The sequence below is a fragment of the Aminobacter sp. DSM 101952 genome (assembly GCF_001424795.1).
GTDB lineage: Bacteria > Pseudomonadota > Alphaproteobacteria > Rhizobiales > Rhizobiaceae > Aminobacter > Aminobacter aganoensis.
This window is the reverse complement of sequence record NZ_LMCL01000035.1, coordinates 148,221-162,307: the sequence shown is the minus strand read 5'-3', so window position 1 is coordinate 162,307 and position 14,087 is coordinate 148,221. Positions and strand designations below refer to the sequence as shown.

The following is a 14,087-nucleotide window of genomic DNA, read 5'->3' as shown; positions in this document are numbered from 1 at the left end:
GATGATCCAGATCGACGACAGGTATTACGACCGACAGAAATTCGAGCAGATGGTGGCGGAGAATGCCGACAGGGCCGGCCTCGACGCGAATGCGCGCTATGCCGTCTGCTTCACTGATACCGCCGGCTGGCTGGCACTGTTCTTCGCCATCCGCGAAATCGGCGCCAGCGTGTTCCCGATCCATCCCGCAACGCCGCACGCCGCGGCCCGCCGGCTGGCTGTCGCAGCAGGCTGCCACGCGCTGTATTTCAACAGCCTCGAAGCGGAGAGCCTGTCGGCCGAGATCGAGCCGGCCTCGCAGGGCCAGCTCTTGCAGATGAGCTCCGGCACCACGGGTGCGCCGAAATGCATCGCGCGAAGCTGGGCCGATATCGACGCTGAGGTGGCGAGCTATGTCGCGACCTTCCGCCAGCCCGAGGAGATGACGCCGGTCATCGCCTGCCCGACGACGCATTCCTACGGCCTGATCTGCGGCATACTGGTGGCGCTCAAGCGCGGCCGCACGCCCGTCGTCGTCGATGCCGGCAATCCGAAATACCTGCTGCGGACCTTGCGCGACATCGAGCGGCCTCTGCTCTACTCGTCGCCGGCGGTGCTGCACACGCTGGCGCGGCTGATGCCCGAAGGCGAGACGCTGCACGCGGCCATGACCTCGGGCACGGTTCTGCCCGAACCGTGGTTCGCGCGCATCCGGGCCCGCACGACGCATCTGTTCCAGCAATATGGCTGCTCGGAAACCGGCTGCATCGCGGTCAATCCCGACGTCACCGACGCGGCCGACATGGGTTTCGTGCTGCCGCACCACGTTGTTACCTGCAGCAACAGCGCGGTCGCGCCGTCCGAGATGATCGTCAGCGGACCGGCCGGCGAGGTCGCGACCCGAGACCTCGGCTATTTCCGGCCCGACGGCATGCTGGTGTTCGTCTCCCGCCTCGACGACACCATCAACGTGTCCGGCCTCAACGTCTATCCGCGCGAGGTCGAGGACGTGGTGATGTCGATGCCTTCGGTCACCGACGCCGTCGCCTTCCGCAAGGCGGACACGCTGGCGGGCGAACGGGTCGGCCTGCTGTTCAGCGCCAGCGAACGGCTGGACGGCCCGGCCGTGCGGCAGTGGTGCGCCGGCAACCTCGCCAGCCACCAGCTGCCGATGGAAATCGTCCAGGTCGACGCGATCCCGCGCCAGGCCAACGGCAAGATCAGCCGCCGCGAGGTGGCGGCGCAGCATGCAGCGGGACAGTTCACGGCCTTGGTGAGGGAGGTCGCGTGATGAATACCGAACAAGCGATCGAGGCGATCCACACGGTCCTGCGCGACCACATGAACCATGCCCATCTCGACCGGTTCGGCCCCGAGGCGCGGCTCAACGAGGACCTCTATCTCGACTCGGTGCTGATCCTCGAGATCTTCCTCACCCTGGAACTGGAGTTTGGCCTGCCGGCGCCGGAGGAGGCGATCAACCGCCAGGACATCGAGACGGTGCGGGATCTTGCGCAACTGTTCACCGGCGAAGCCAGCGTCGCTGCGGCGCGTCCCGAGCCGGCCGGCGAAGGCGTGCATGGCGAGGACTACATCGACATCAAGGTGCACTGCTTCGTCAGCAGCGTCTGCGACGCGCTGAAGCGCTCAGGCATCGACCAGCGGCCGTTCTATTTCAGCGTCTGGGACGCCGGCTTCGCCATCACCGACAAATGGCAGCTCGCCTATCACGACAAGTCGATCACCCACGGCTTCTTCCGCGCCTGGTACGAACGGCTCTACGGCGTGGCCATGCATGAATGGTATGACCCGGCGCGGTCGAAGGACCAGAACCTGGTCACCATGCTCGACCTGCTCGAACGCAAGCGCGACAGCGAATACCTGATGGTGATGCTCGACCTGTTCCACCTGCCGGAGCGGGAGAACAAGTTCAACCAGAACCCCTTCCCGCACTATCTGATGATCGAAAAGACCGACGATCCGAAGATATGGCAGGTCAACGATCCCGACTTCCGCTGGGAAGGCCGGATCGCGCGCGACAAGGTCATCCATGCCATCCGCCAGCCGACCGTCGGCGGCGGCTACATCTTCGACCGGCTGGAGGCGCGAAAACCCGCAGCCAGCGACCTGCGCGACTTCTTCCTCGCCTGCTACCGGCCCGATCACAATCCCCTGGTCGACGGCGTGCACAGCATCGTCTCGGCCCATCTCGAAGGACGCGACGGCGTCAAGCTCGCCGATCTCGGCGCAGCGTTGCGCGAGGTGCCGGTGATCTCGATCCGCAAATACGCCTACGAGCACGGCTTCGCCTTCTTCTGGCGCGAAATGAAGCTCGCCAATGCCGATTTCGACCATTGGTGCGACGAGATCGAGCGCGTGATCCAGGAGTTCAAGGCGCTGCACTACGCGGTCATGAAGCTGGCCCAGACCGGCGACCGCAGCCTGGCCGACGACGTCTTCCGCCGCTTGGACACGCTGGACGGGCTGGAGAAGCGGATCAAGCGCAGGCTCGGCGAGGCCTTCGAAGCCTGGTGCGCGACGAACGGCATCCCGCACACAATTCCCGTCGACCTGCTGGGAGCAGCCGAATGAAGATCTCGCTCTGCACCATCACCTTTCGCCACCACCTCGCCTCGCTCGAGGACATCGCCAGATGGGCCCGCGCCAATGACTTCCAGGGCATCGAGCTGTGGGGCGTGCATGCCCGCAACCTCGCCTATCAGCCGCATCGCGATGCCGACTGGCTCGCCGGGCTCGGGCTCTACGTGCCGATGGTCAGCGACTACCTGCCGCTCGACGGCGATGCCGAGGCGCTGCGCGCCAAGACCGTCGACCTGTGCCGGCTCGCCCGGAACTGGCGGGCGGGCAAGATCCGCACCTTCGCCGGCAGCCGCGGCAGCCGGGACACGCCCGCCGAGGTCAGGCGCATCATCACAGCAAGGCTGCGCGACATGTCCGCGATCGCCGCCGATTTCGGCCTGGAACTGCTGGCCGAGACGCATCCGGGGACGCTTGCCGACTGCGGCTCGTCGACGCTGAGGCTGATCGCCGAGGTCGACCATCCGGCGTTCAAGCTCAATTTCGACACGCTGCATGTCTGGGAGGGCGGGGATGATCCCGTCGCCGCCCATGCCGCGATGCGGCCGCATATCCGCCACTACCACCTCAAGAACGTGCGCTCGCGCGCCGATCTGCGCGTGTTCGAGCCGGCCAATGTCTACGCCGCCGCCGGCAGCCGCGAAGGCATGACGCCGCTGTTCGACGGCAAGGTCGACTACCGGCGCTTCCTCGCCGAGCTGCGCGACGACGCGACGGCCGAAGCCTCGCTCGAATGGTTCGGCAATGATTGCTTCAATGTCCTGCGCAGCGACCGGCAGGCAATAAAGCGACTTAAGAGTCGCGATGAAGTCTTGTTGCGCACGGGCAGCTTCTGATATGTGCCAAAGAAGAGTATTTGGCGAAGGATTTATCAATCCAACGCCGATGGCACGAGACGGAGACACGAGATGAAGTATGTTCGGCTGCTGGCCAACCTTGCAGCGGCGCTGGCGATCGCCACCGCACCTGCCATGGCCGTGGAAATCACCACCGCGACCGGTCCGAAGACCATCGACAAGGTGCCGGCCAGGATCGCCGTCTACGACATCGCCGCAATCGACACGCTGACCCGCATCGGCGTGCAGCCGGCAGGTGTCCCCGACAAGCTGTTCGTTCCTGAACTGGCCGATGTCGCCAAGAACGCCACCGTCGTCGGCACGCTGTTCGAACCGGACCTTGAAGCGCTGAACGCACTCGCGCCCGATCTGGTGATCGTCGGCGGCCGCTCGTCGACGCAAGTCGAGGCAACGTCGCGCGTCGCCCCCACCATCGACATGACGATGGCTGGCGACGATCTCGTGGCCCAGGCCAAGGCACGCCTGGCCGCCTATGGCGACCTCTTCGCCAAGCCCGACGAAGCCGCCGCCGCGGCGAAAGAACTGGACGCCGCCGTCGAAGCCGCCAGGCAGGCCGTGAAGGGCAAGGGCAAGGCGCTGATCCTGATGACCAACGGCCCGAAGATCACCGCCTATGGCCCGGGATCACGCTTCGGCTGGGTGCACAAGACGCTCGACCTCGAACCCGCCGTCGCCGATGTCGAGAGCGCGACCCATGGCGAGGCGATCTCGTTCGAGTTCATCAGCAAGGCCAACCCGGACTGGCTGCTCGTGCTCGACCGCGCCGCAGCCATCGGCTCGGGCGACCAGGGCGCCAAGGCCACGCTCGACAACGAACTGGTGGCGCAGACGACCGCGTGGAAGAAGGGCCAGGTGGTGTTCCTGCCGTCACAGGACTTCTACATCGCCGCCGGCGGCGTGCAGTCGACGCACCGCGTGCTCTCGACCATCGAACAAGCCTTCGCCAAGGCGAAGTGATGCCTGCGGCAGTGCCAAACGCCCGGCTGGTGGTCGCCACCGGCCTCGTCGGGCTGTTTGCGCTGAGCCTGTGCATCGGCGTCGACGACATGTCGCTGGACAGGATCGCGACCGATGCGGGGGCGTTGCAGCTCCTGCTCGTCAGCCGCCTGCCGAGAACGGTGGCGGTGGTGCTCACCGGCGCGGGCCTGGCGATTGCCGGGCTCGTGCTGCAGATACTGGTGCGCAACCGCTTCGTCGAGCCGATCACCACCGGCACGGGCCAGAGCGCCGCATTGGGCGTGCTCGCCGTGACGCTGCTGTTTCCAACCGCGTCGATCGGGGCGAAGACCCTCGCCGCCAGCGCGACCGCGCTTGCCGGCACGTCGATCTTCCTCGCCATCGCGCACAAGCTGCCGCCGACGCAACCTTTCCTCATCCCGCTGTTCGGCCTCGTCTATGGCGGCGTCATCGGCGCGGCGGTGACCTTCATCGCCTGGCAGACCGACCTGCTGCAATATGTCGACGTCTGGACCAATGGCGAATTTTCCGGCGTGCTGCGCGGCCGCTACGAGCTTCTGTGGATCCTCGCTGCCATGGTGGCGCTGGCGTGGTGGGTGGCCGACCGGCTGACCATCGCCTCGATGGGCCGCGAGGTCAGCGTCGGGCTCGGCCTCGACTACCGGCGCATCGTGCAGCTCGGCCTCGTCATGGTGGCGGTGATCTCGTCGCTGGCGGTGGTCGTGGTCGGCATGATCCCGTTCGTCGGCCTGGTGGTGCCGAACCTCGTCTCCCGGCTGATGGGCGACAATCTGAAAAGCGCCCTGCCCTGGGTGGCCGTCACCGGCGCAACCCTGCTGCTGGCCTGCGACATCATCGGCCGCGTCATCCGCTACCCCTATGAAATTCCCGTCGGCACCGTGCTCGGCGTGGTCGGCTCGGGGCTGTTCCTGTGGATCCTGTTCGGGCGGACGCAACGTGCCTGACAAGCGGCTTCTGATCCTCGCCGCCGTGGCGCTGGCCGTGGCGGCGGCCTTCATGACCGTCGGCCTGCGCGGCAATATCGGCTTTGCGCTCGAACTGCGCGCGGTGCGCCTGCTGACGCTGGTACAGGTCGGGGTGGCGATCGCGATCTCGACGGTGGTGTTCCAGACCGTGACGGCCAACCGGGTGCTGACGCCGCAGATCATGGGGCTCGACGCGCTCTACCTGTTCGGCCAGATGGCGCTTGTGCTGGCGCTCGGCAGCGTCGGTTTCGTCGCGCTCGACCCACGGCTGAAATTCGCCGGCGAGTCGGTGCTGATGATGGCGATGGCGCTGATGCTGTTCCTGCCGATGCTGCGACGGCGCTTCGACATCGGGCTGCTGCTTCTGACCGGCGTGGTGCTCGGCGTGCTGTTCCGCAGCCTCGCCAGCCTGGTGGCGCGGGTGATCGACCCGAACGAATTCGCCGTGGTCCAGGGGTCGAGCTTCGCCGATTTCAACACCGTGCGGCCGGACCTGGTGGTCATCGGCCTGATCGTGACGCTCGTCGCCGGTGCCATCATCTGGCGGCTGCGCCACACGCTCGACATCGTCGCGCTGGGCGCCGACAGCGCCACCGGCCTCGGCGTCGACTGGACCCGGGCGCTGGCCGGCCTGTTGCTGCTGGTCGCGGCGCTGGTGGCTGTGTCGACGGCACTGGTCGGGCCGGTGACGTTCTTCGGGCTGCTGGTGGTGGCGCTGGCCGAGCGCATCGTCGACAGCCGGCGGCATCAGCTGCTGCTGCCCGCCGCGATGCTGACGGCGATCATCGTGCTGCTCGGCGGCCAGATGGTTCTGCAGCACGTGCTGGGGGGTGCGGCCACCCTCGGCGTCGTCATCGAATTCGTGGGCGGCCTCGTGTTCCTGGCCATGCTGATCACAACGAGCAAGCGATGATCGAGATCAAGAATGTTTCGCTGCGCCTCGGCGACACGCAAATCCTGGAAGATGTGTCGCTGACGATGCCCAAGGGGGGGCTGACGGCGCTGGTCGGGCCGAACGGCGCCGGCAAGTCGAGCCTGTTGTCGCTGATCGCCCGGCTGCAGCCGCTGCAAAGCGGGTCCATTTCGGTCGATGGCCTGGCGGTGGACACGACGCCGAGCCGCCGGCTGGCGAAGACACTCGCCATCCTGCGCCAAGACCCTGCCGTGGCGAGCCGGCTCAAGGTGCGCGAACTCGTCGGCTTCGGCCGCTTTCCGCACCAGCGCGGCCGCATCGACGACAATGATCTGAGGCTGATCGAGGCGGCACTGCAGCAGTTCGGCCTGACCGACCTCGCCGACCGTTTCCTCGACCATCTGTCGGGCGGCCAGCGCCAGCGCGCCATGGTCGCCATGGCCTTCTGCCAGGGCACCGACTACATGCTGCTCGACGAGCCGCTGAACAATCTCGACATGATGTTTGCCCGCCAGCTGATGCGCGACCTGCGCGCCGCCGCCGACAAGGACAGGCGCACCGTCATCGTTGTGCTGCACGACATCAACCACGCCGCCGTCTATGCCGACCGGATCGTGGCGATGAAGGACGGCCGCATCGTCGCCGACGGGCCACCGGCGGAAGTGCTGCAGCCCGACGTGCTGGCCCAGGTCTTCGGCTACGAGATGGACGTCATCGAGGTCGGCGGTGCGCCGCTGGTACTGCACCACCGCTGATTCCATCGATGCTGCGCAGTGGAAGGGGCCGGCGAGCGGCCCCAACGCGCTGCCGTCTCAGAAGGGATAGGCCGGCGGCGCGTTGCGAATGGTCAGCCACTGCCACTGGGTGAACTCGTCGATGTTGATCGGGCCGCCAATGCTGGTGCCGTTGCCCGACGCGCCGACGCCGCCGAACGGGTTGATCACCTCGTCGTTGACCGTCTGGTCGTTGATGTGCAGCAGGCCGGCGCGCAGCCTGTCGCCGATCGCCATGGCACGGCCGATGTCGGGCGAGATCACCGCGGCCGACAGCCCGTATTCGGTGCGGTTGGCGAGTTCCACCGCCTCGTCGTCGCCGCTGAAGGAGGTGACGCAGGCGACGGGCCCGAAGATTTCCTCCTCGAAGGCGGCCATGCCCGGCTTGACGCCAGCGAGCACCGACGGTGCGTAGAACAGGTTCTCATAGGTGCCGCCTGCGAGGAGCTGCGCGCCCTGCTCGACAGATGTCTTCACCACCCTGTCGATGTGATCGAGCTGGGCCTTGTTGATGATCGGACCGAGCGCGACATTGTCGGTCGCCGGGTTGCCGACGGGCAGGCTCTTTGCCTTCTTCGCCAGTGCGTCGATGAACGCCTCGAAGATCGGTGCCTCGACGAGAATGCGGCCCGACGACATGCAGATCTGGCCCTGGTGCAGCCAGGCGCCCCAGGCGGCGTTCTTCACCGCCAGGTCGAGGTCGGCATCCCTGAGGATGACAAGCGTGTTCTTGCCGCCAAGCTCGAGCGACACCTTCTTGAGATGGCGGCTGGCGTTCTCGCCGACGATGCGGCCAGCCTTGGTCGAGCCGGTGAACTGGATCATGGCGATGTTCGGGTCGGCGACGAGCGCGGCGCCCGCATCGCCGGCACCGGGCAGGACGTGGATGAGCCCCTCGGGCAGGCCGGCCTTTTCGAACAGCGCGGCGAACACCAGTCCGCCGCATACCGCCGTGCGCGGATCGGGCTTCAGCACCACCGCATTGCCGACGGCGAGGGCCGGCGCCACCGCGCGCATGGCGAGATAGAGCGGGAAGTTGAACGGCGAGATGACGCCGACGACGCCGAGCGGACGGCGGCGTGCGAGGTTCATCCGGCCGGCTTCCGACGGCAGCACGAGACCCTGTGGCTGCGAGGCGAGCGCTGCCGCCTCGTTCAGCGCCTTGATACTGAGCTGCGTCTCGAATTCGGCCTTGCCGCGGGCCGAACCGCTCTCCCGGACCAGCCATCCCACCACGTCGGCGAAGTGCGCTTCGAGCAGGCCGGCCGCCTTGCGGATCACCGCCGATCGCGTGTCATAGCTCGCGGCAGCCCAGTCGCGCTGTGCCTTGGCCGCTGTTGCCGATGCCTGAGCGACATCGGCCGGGGATGCCATGCCGATGCGGCCGAGCACGGAGCCGGTCGCGGGCTCGATGACGTCGGCTGCCTGCGAGGCGTGCTGCCAGCCGCCGGAATAGACGATCCCGTCGAGGTGCTCGCGCCCGATCAGCCTGGGCTCACCGGAAGAGACTGTGCCGTCCATCTTGTCGCTCCTTGTCATATGCACGCGGCCTTGGGCCGCCCTGTTCGGCGGCGGGGAGCCGCTGGGAAAGAAAATCGCGCAGCAGGCCGGCCACGTCGCCCGGACGCTCAATGCACGGCAGATGGCCGGCACCCGCAATGGTGCGGAAGGCCGCTGCGGGTATTCGCCGCGCCGTGTCGGCGACCAGTTCAGGCGGCGTCGACAGGTCCTCGTCGCCGGCGATGACCAGCGTCGGGGCAACAATCCCTGCGATCGCGCCGGTCAGGTCGGCGTCGCGCAGCGCCCTGCAGGTGTCGGCGTATCCTTTGGCCGGGGTGCGCTCCAGCATCCGCTGCCAGCCGGCAAAGGCATCGGGCTCGGCGTCGCGGTAGGCGGGAGAAAACCAGCGCTCCATGATCTGGTCGCCGATGGCCGCCACGCCTTGGTGCAGCACCGCCTCGATGCGGGCGTTCCATGCCTCCGGCGTGCCGATCCTGGCCGCCGTATCCAGCAGCACCAGCCTGGTCACCCGTTCCGGCGCGCGGACCGCCATGTCCATGGCGATCAGCCCGCCTACGGAAAGCCCGCAGACGGCCGCGCTGCCCCAGCCGACATGGTCGAGCAGGCCGGCAAGGTCGTCTGCGTGGTCGGCAATGCCGCGAGGCGCGGGCGCGACCTCGCTCAGCCCGTGACCGCGCTTGTCGTAGAAGAGCAGGTCGAAATCACGGCCGAGTTCGTCGGCGACATCGTCCCAGATCGCCAGGTCGGAGCCGAGCGAATTGGCGAAGACCATCCTCGGTCCGGCGCTGCGGCCAAGGCGACGATAGTGGAGGACGACACCGTTGGTTCTGGCGAAGGACATGATGGGTGCCTCAGTGCAGGCCGAGATGGCGTTCGAGCAGCTCGGGCTGGGCCAGCAGGTCGGCGGGCGTGCCGTCGAACTCGATGCCGCCCTTCGACATCACCACCATGCGGTCGGCGACCTTCGACAGGTTCTTGATGTCCTTGTCGACGACGATGGTGGCGATGCCTTCGCCGCGGATGACTGCGAGCGTCTTCCAGATCTCGTCTGCCACCAGGGGCGCCAGTCCCTCGGTCGCCTCGTCGATGAGGATGATCTCCGGATTGGTCATCAGCGCCCGCCCGATGGTCAGCATCTGCTGCTCGCCGCCCGAGAGCTGGTGGCCGCCATTGCCACGACGCTGGGCGAGGCGCGGAAACACCGACAGCACACGGTCCAGCGTCCAGCCACGCTTGCCGTTGCGACCGGCGCGCGACGCCATGACGAGATTTTCGATCACCGAGAGCGAGCCGAAGACGCCGCGCCCCTCGGGCACGAAGGCGACACCGGCCAGCGAGATGGCTTCCGGCTTGCTGCCGCGGATCGAGCTGCCATTCAGGTCGATCGTGCCTTGGACACGCGGCACCAGCCCCATCAGCGAGCGCAGCAATGTGGTCTTGCCCATGCCATTGCGGCCGATGAGCGCCACCTGCTCGCCCGGGCGCACGGCGAGGCTGACGCCATGCAGGATCTGGCTCGGCCCGTAGAAGCTCTCCAGCCGGTCGACTGTCAGAAGCATGTTCATGCGACGTCCTCCGCTTCTCCGAGATAGGCGGCCCGCACCACCGGGTCGCGCCGGACGGCATCGACAGTGCCCGAGGCAATGACCTTGCCGTCGGCCATGACGGTGAGCCGGTCGGCGATGGCAAAGACCGCGTCCATGTCGTGCTCGACCAGCAGGATGCCCCGGCCCGCCTTCAGCGACGCGATCAGCCCCGTCATGCGGCGCGCCTCGGCGTGCCCCATGCCGGCGAGCGGCTCGTCAAGCAAGACCAGCCGCGGCGCGGTCGCCAGCACCATGGCGACTTCGAGCTGGCGCTGTTCGCCATGGCTCATCGATCTGGCCGGGGTGTCGGCGCGGCCTTCGAGGCCGACCTCGGCCAGCGCAGCAAGCGCCGCCTCGCGCACGTCGGCCCGGCGCTTGCCGTCGCAGCGCATGGCAAGGGCGCCGGGCCGTGTCGCCTGGGCAGCCAGCCTGGCGTTGTCGAACACCGTGCGTTCGGGAAAGATCGTCGTCTTCTGGTAGGAACGGCCGATGCCGCCCCGGCAGCGCCGGTCGGGGCCGCTGACGGTGACGTCGCGGCCATCGAGCAGGATGGTACCGTCGGTCGGCCGCAGGTCGCCCGAAAGCAGGTTGATGAGCGTCGACTTGCCGGCGCCGTTGGGGCCGATGACGGCATGGACCTCGCCTTCGCGGACGCTGAGGGAAACACCCGAGCAGGCGGCAAGCCCGCCGAAACGTTTGCCCAGGCCACGGGCTTCGAGAACGTCAGCCGACATTGTTCGCCTCCTTCAGCTTGAGCGCCGGGGTGCCCGCACGCCTGCCGAGGCCCGTCAGTCGTGCGACGTCCTGCAGGCCGCCGGGCGCGAGCAGGACGAGCGCGATGACGATCAGGCCGTAGACGAGCTTCCAATCGTCGATGAAATATTTCAGCACCTCCTCGAGCCCGGTCACGACCAGGGCGCCTGCAAGCGGTCCGGCGACGCGGCGCGTGCCGCCGAGCACGACCATCACCAGGGCAGTGGCGGAGAGATGCCAGCCGAGCATCTGCGGCGCGACAAAGCCGAACTGGGCGGCCGAGAGATAGCCGGCAAGGCCCGCCAGGGCCGCGGACAGCACGAAGGCAATCAGGCGCACCCGGAACACCGGGATGCCGAGCGCCAGCGCCCGCCGCTCGTTGTCGCGCGCGGCCGTCAGGGCATCGCCGAACGGCGTCGACAGCAGATGCCGGATCAGCCACCAGGTCCCTGCCGCCGCGGCCAGCGAGACAAGGTAGAATGTCACCGGATTGCCGAGGTCGAGCAGGATCGTCTCGCCGAACGCCAGCACCGGCTTGACGTAGAGGAACAGCCCGTCCGAGCCACCGCCGATGGGGGTGTCATGGAACAGGAAGAACAGCATTTCGCCGAAGGCGAGCGTCACCATGATGAAGTAGACGCCGCGGGTCCTCAGCGACAGCACGCCGACGACCAGCGCGACGAGCACGGTGGCACCAACGGCAAGCGGCAGCGTCAGCAACAGCGACGGCGCATCGTATTCGGGTGCGGCCAGCACCAGCGCATAGCCGGCCAGGCCGAAGAAAGCGGCATGGCAGAGACTGACGAGCCCGCCGAAGCCGACGGCAAGGTTCAGCGCCATGGCCAGCGTGCCGAGGATCAGCACCTTGGCCGCGAACTGGACGTAGTAGTCGGGCACCAGCGCCGGAAGTATTGCCGCCGCAACGACGGCCGCCAGCAGCGCAATGTGGGTGCGTGTAGACAGGGGTTGCATCTCAGACCTCCCGCTTGCCGAGGATGCCGGTGGGGCGAACCACCAGGACAACGGCCATCAGCACGTAGACGAGGATGCCGGCGAGTTCCGGCATGAACACCTTGCCGAAGGTGTCGATCAGGCCGATCAGCAGCGCGCCGATGGCAGCGCCCGGCACCGAGCCGATGCCGCCCAGCACCACCACCACGAAGGACAGGATGAGCATGCCGTCGCCCATGCCGGGGAACACCGTCGAGATCGGCGCGATGACGGCGCCGGCGAGTGCGGCGAGCGCAATGCCGACGGCAAAGACGTAGCGGTTGACGCTGTCGAACGGGATACCGAGCGCGCGGGTCATTTCCCGGTTTTCGGCGCCGGCGCGCACCATCATGCCGATTCGGGTCCGGCGGATGACCATGAAGATGGCTACCGCCACCGCCAGGCACAGCAGGCTGACGACGAGCCGATAGACCGGGTAGTTCAGCACGTCGGTCAGCGGCAGCGAGCCCGACAGCCATTCCGGCAGCGGCACGGACTGTACGTCGCGACCAAACAGCATCTGGCGCAATTCGTCGACGACGAGGATCAGGCCGAAGCTGAGCAGCACCTGCGAGAGGTGGTCGCGGCCATAGAGCCTGCGGATGAACACGCTCTCCAGTGCCAGCCCGACGACGAAGCTGATGGCGAAGGCGCCGAGGATGCCGACGGCGAAATTGCCGGTGGCGACCGTCAGCCACCAGGCGAGATAGGCGCCCAGCATGTAGAAGACGCCGTGCGCGAGGTTGATCACTCCGAGGATGCCGAAGACCAGGGTCAGGCCGCTGGCGACGAGGAACAGCACGAGCCCGTACTGGACGGCATTGAGGAGCTGGATGGCGAAGGTGCCGATATCCATGACTGTCTCCGTGTCCGAGAGGGGAGCGGGCGCTTATGCGCCCGCCGTTCAGGCCATGCGGCAGCCGCGCGCCGGATCCTGCACCGCCTCGCCGGCAACCGAGACCAGGGCATTGCGCCCGTCGCGGACCTCGCGGAGGTAGATGTTCTGGATCGGATTGTGCGCAGCCGAGAAGCTGAGCGGCCCGCGCGGGCTGTCGATCTTCGCACCCGCCATGGCCGCGAACAGCGCCTCGCGCGCCGAAGCATCGCCACCGGTGGCGACGAGGCCCGCCTCCAGCAAGGCTGCGGCATCAAAACCCTGGACGGCGTAAATGTCGCCGGTCTCGCCGGTCTTGGCCTGGAAGGCCGACAGGAAGGACTTGTTGGCGGGCGTGTCGAGATCGTCGGCATAGTGCAGCGTGGTGCGGATGCCGGTGGCGGCGTCGCCCTGCGCCTTCAGCGTGCCGTCGGTCAGGAAGCCGGTGCCGTAGAGCGGGATCTTGCCCTTGAGGCCCGCGGCAGCATAGTCGGTGACGAACTTCACCGCCCCGCCGCCGGCGAAGAAGGCGAACACCGCGTCGGGCTTCAGCGTGGCGATGCGGGTGATCAGCGCCTGGAACTCGACTTCCGGAAACGGCACCGTCAGGGCATCGACGACCGTGCCCCCGGCAGCCTCGAAGCCCTCGGCGAAGGCGCCCACCATCTGCTGCCCGGCGGTGTAGCGCCAGGTGATGGTGACGACGTTGCGATGGCCCTCGTCGAACACGACCTTGCCCATCGGATGCGCCGGCTGCCAGTTGGAGAAGGACGTGCGGAAGATGTTGGGCGCGCAGAGCGGGCCCGTCGCCTCGTCGGCGCCGGCATTCGGGATGATGAGCGGCACGCCGCTGTCGCGCGCCACCTTGACCATCGCCATGGCGACCCCGGAATGCACCGTGCCGATGACCACGTCGGCCTTGTCGCGGCTGACCAGCCTGTTCATGTTGTCGGTCGCGGTCTCGGGCTTGGACTCGTCGTCGAGGCGGATGAACTCCACCTTGCGGCCGCCGAGCACGCCCGACTTCTGCTCGACATAGAGGTTGAAGCCGTTTTCGATGAACTGCCCGAGCTTGGCGTAGGTGCCGCTGAAGGGCAGCATCAGCCCGACCTTGAGCGGCGCGCCCTGGGCGATGGCCGGCCTGGGGAAGCCAAGGGCGAGGCCGGTGGCACCGGCTGCGGTTGCGCCCAGAAAGCTCCGGCGCGTCATGGCGAGGGTCCGTGTCGTCGGCTTGATGATGGTCATGTCGTTTCTCCTCCGTTTTGTCGTCATTGTTCAGTTGCGCGAGGCCTCCTCCCCG

At 67.4% G+C, this 14,087-nt stretch carries 14 protein-coding genes; 7 read left to right on the top strand and 7 right to left on the bottom strand.

Annotated elements, in window-relative coordinates; translation table 11 throughout:
- Nucleotide 1 precedes the first annotated feature (1 nt).
- The 7 genes from ASC75_RS26545 (at nt 2) to ASC75_RS24800 (ending at nt 7,045) form a co-directional block, all read left to right on the top strand.
- A complete protein-coding gene (locus ASC75_RS26545) occupies nt 2-1,270 on the top strand; it encodes an AMP-binding protein (RefSeq protein ID WP_055982225.1) in 1,269 nt (422 codons plus the stop codon).
- Nucleotides 1,270-2,571, top strand: coding sequence for a DUF6005 family protein (locus ASC75_RS24825; RefSeq protein WP_055982223.1), 1,302 nt, complete (start codon nt 1,270-1,272; stop codon nt 2,569-2,571). Before ASC75_RS26545 ends, ASC75_RS24825 begins: the two co-directional genes overlap by 1 nt.
- Nucleotides 2,568-3,413 carry a sugar phosphate isomerase/epimerase family protein gene (locus tag ASC75_RS24820; protein WP_055982219.1) on the top strand — a complete coding sequence of 282 codons (846 nt, stop codon included), beginning with the start codon at nt 2,568-2,570 and terminating at the stop codon, nt 3,411-3,413. Before ASC75_RS24825 ends, ASC75_RS24820 begins: the two co-directional genes overlap by 4 nt.
- A gap of 72 nt (nt 3,414-3,485) precedes the next feature.
- Nucleotides 3,486-4,391 (top strand): siderophore ABC transporter substrate-binding protein, encoded by a 906-nt coding sequence (locus ASC75_RS24815; protein WP_055982216.1) that lies wholly within the window; start codon nt 3,486-3,488, stop codon nt 4,389-4,391.
- The gene (locus ASC75_RS24810) at nt 4,391-5,356 is read left to right on the top strand and encodes an iron chelate uptake ABC transporter family permease subunit (RefSeq protein ID WP_055982208.1); all 966 of its coding nucleotides are present in this window, start codon (nt 4,391-4,393) and stop codon (nt 5,354-5,356) included. The genes ASC75_RS24815 and ASC75_RS24810 overlap by 1 nt, the downstream gene beginning before the upstream one ends.
- Complete coding sequence (locus ASC75_RS24805) at nt 5,349-6,290, top strand: iron chelate uptake ABC transporter family permease subunit (RefSeq protein WP_055982205.1); 942 nt, start codon at nt 5,349-5,351, stop codon at nt 6,288-6,290. The genes ASC75_RS24810 and ASC75_RS24805 overlap by 8 nt, the downstream gene beginning before the upstream one ends.
- Nucleotides 6,287-7,045, top strand: coding sequence for an ATP-binding cassette domain-containing protein (locus ASC75_RS24800; RefSeq protein WP_055982202.1), 759 nt, complete (start codon nt 6,287-6,289; stop codon nt 7,043-7,045). Before ASC75_RS24805 ends, ASC75_RS24800 begins: the two co-directional genes overlap by 4 nt.
- Before the next feature lie 57 nt (nt 7,046-7,102).
- Here the strand turns inward: ASC75_RS24800 and ASC75_RS24795 are convergent, their stop codons facing one another.
- From ASC75_RS24795 to ASC75_RS24765, 7 genes are read right to left on the bottom strand one after another with little or no spacing between them, the layout of a single operon-like run.
- On the bottom strand, nt 7,103-8,584 hold the full coding sequence (locus ASC75_RS24795) for a benzaldehyde dehydrogenase (protein WP_055982199.1): 1,482 nt from the start codon (nt 8,582-8,584) through the stop codon (nt 7,103-7,105).
- Complete coding sequence (gene pcaD, locus ASC75_RS24790) at nt 8,559-9,425, bottom strand: 3-oxoadipate enol-lactonase (RefSeq protein ID WP_082496749.1); 867 nt, start codon at nt 9,423-9,425, stop codon at nt 8,559-8,561. Before pcaD ends, ASC75_RS24795 begins: the two co-directional genes overlap by 26 nt.
- A gap of 10 nt (nt 9,426-9,435) precedes the next feature.
- A complete protein-coding gene (locus ASC75_RS24785) occupies nt 9,436-10,149 on the bottom strand; it encodes an ABC transporter ATP-binding protein (RefSeq protein ID WP_055982197.1) in 714 nt (237 codons plus the stop codon).
- Entirely contained in the window at nt 10,146-10,904 is a 759-nt protein-coding gene (locus tag ASC75_RS24780; RefSeq protein ID WP_055982192.1) for an ABC transporter ATP-binding protein, read from the bottom strand. The genes ASC75_RS24785 and ASC75_RS24780 overlap by 4 nt, the downstream gene beginning before the upstream one ends.
- Nucleotides 10,894-11,895: a branched-chain amino acid ABC transporter permease gene (locus ASC75_RS24775; RefSeq protein ID WP_082496748.1), complete on the bottom strand. Its 1,002-nt coding sequence runs from the start codon at nt 11,893-11,895 to the stop codon at nt 10,894-10,896. Before ASC75_RS24775 ends, ASC75_RS24780 begins: the two co-directional genes overlap by 11 nt.
- Nucleotide 11,896: 1 nt before the next feature.
- Nucleotides 11,897-12,769 (bottom strand): branched-chain amino acid ABC transporter permease, encoded by an 873-nt coding sequence (locus ASC75_RS24770; protein WP_055982189.1) that lies wholly within the window; start codon nt 12,767-12,769, stop codon nt 11,897-11,899.
- Between the two features lie 48 nt (nt 12,770-12,817).
- A complete protein-coding gene (locus ASC75_RS24765; protein WP_055982187.1) occupies nt 12,818-14,032 on the bottom strand; it encodes an ABC transporter substrate-binding protein in 1,215 nt (404 codons plus the stop codon).
- Nucleotides 14,033-14,087 lie beyond the last annotated feature (55 nt).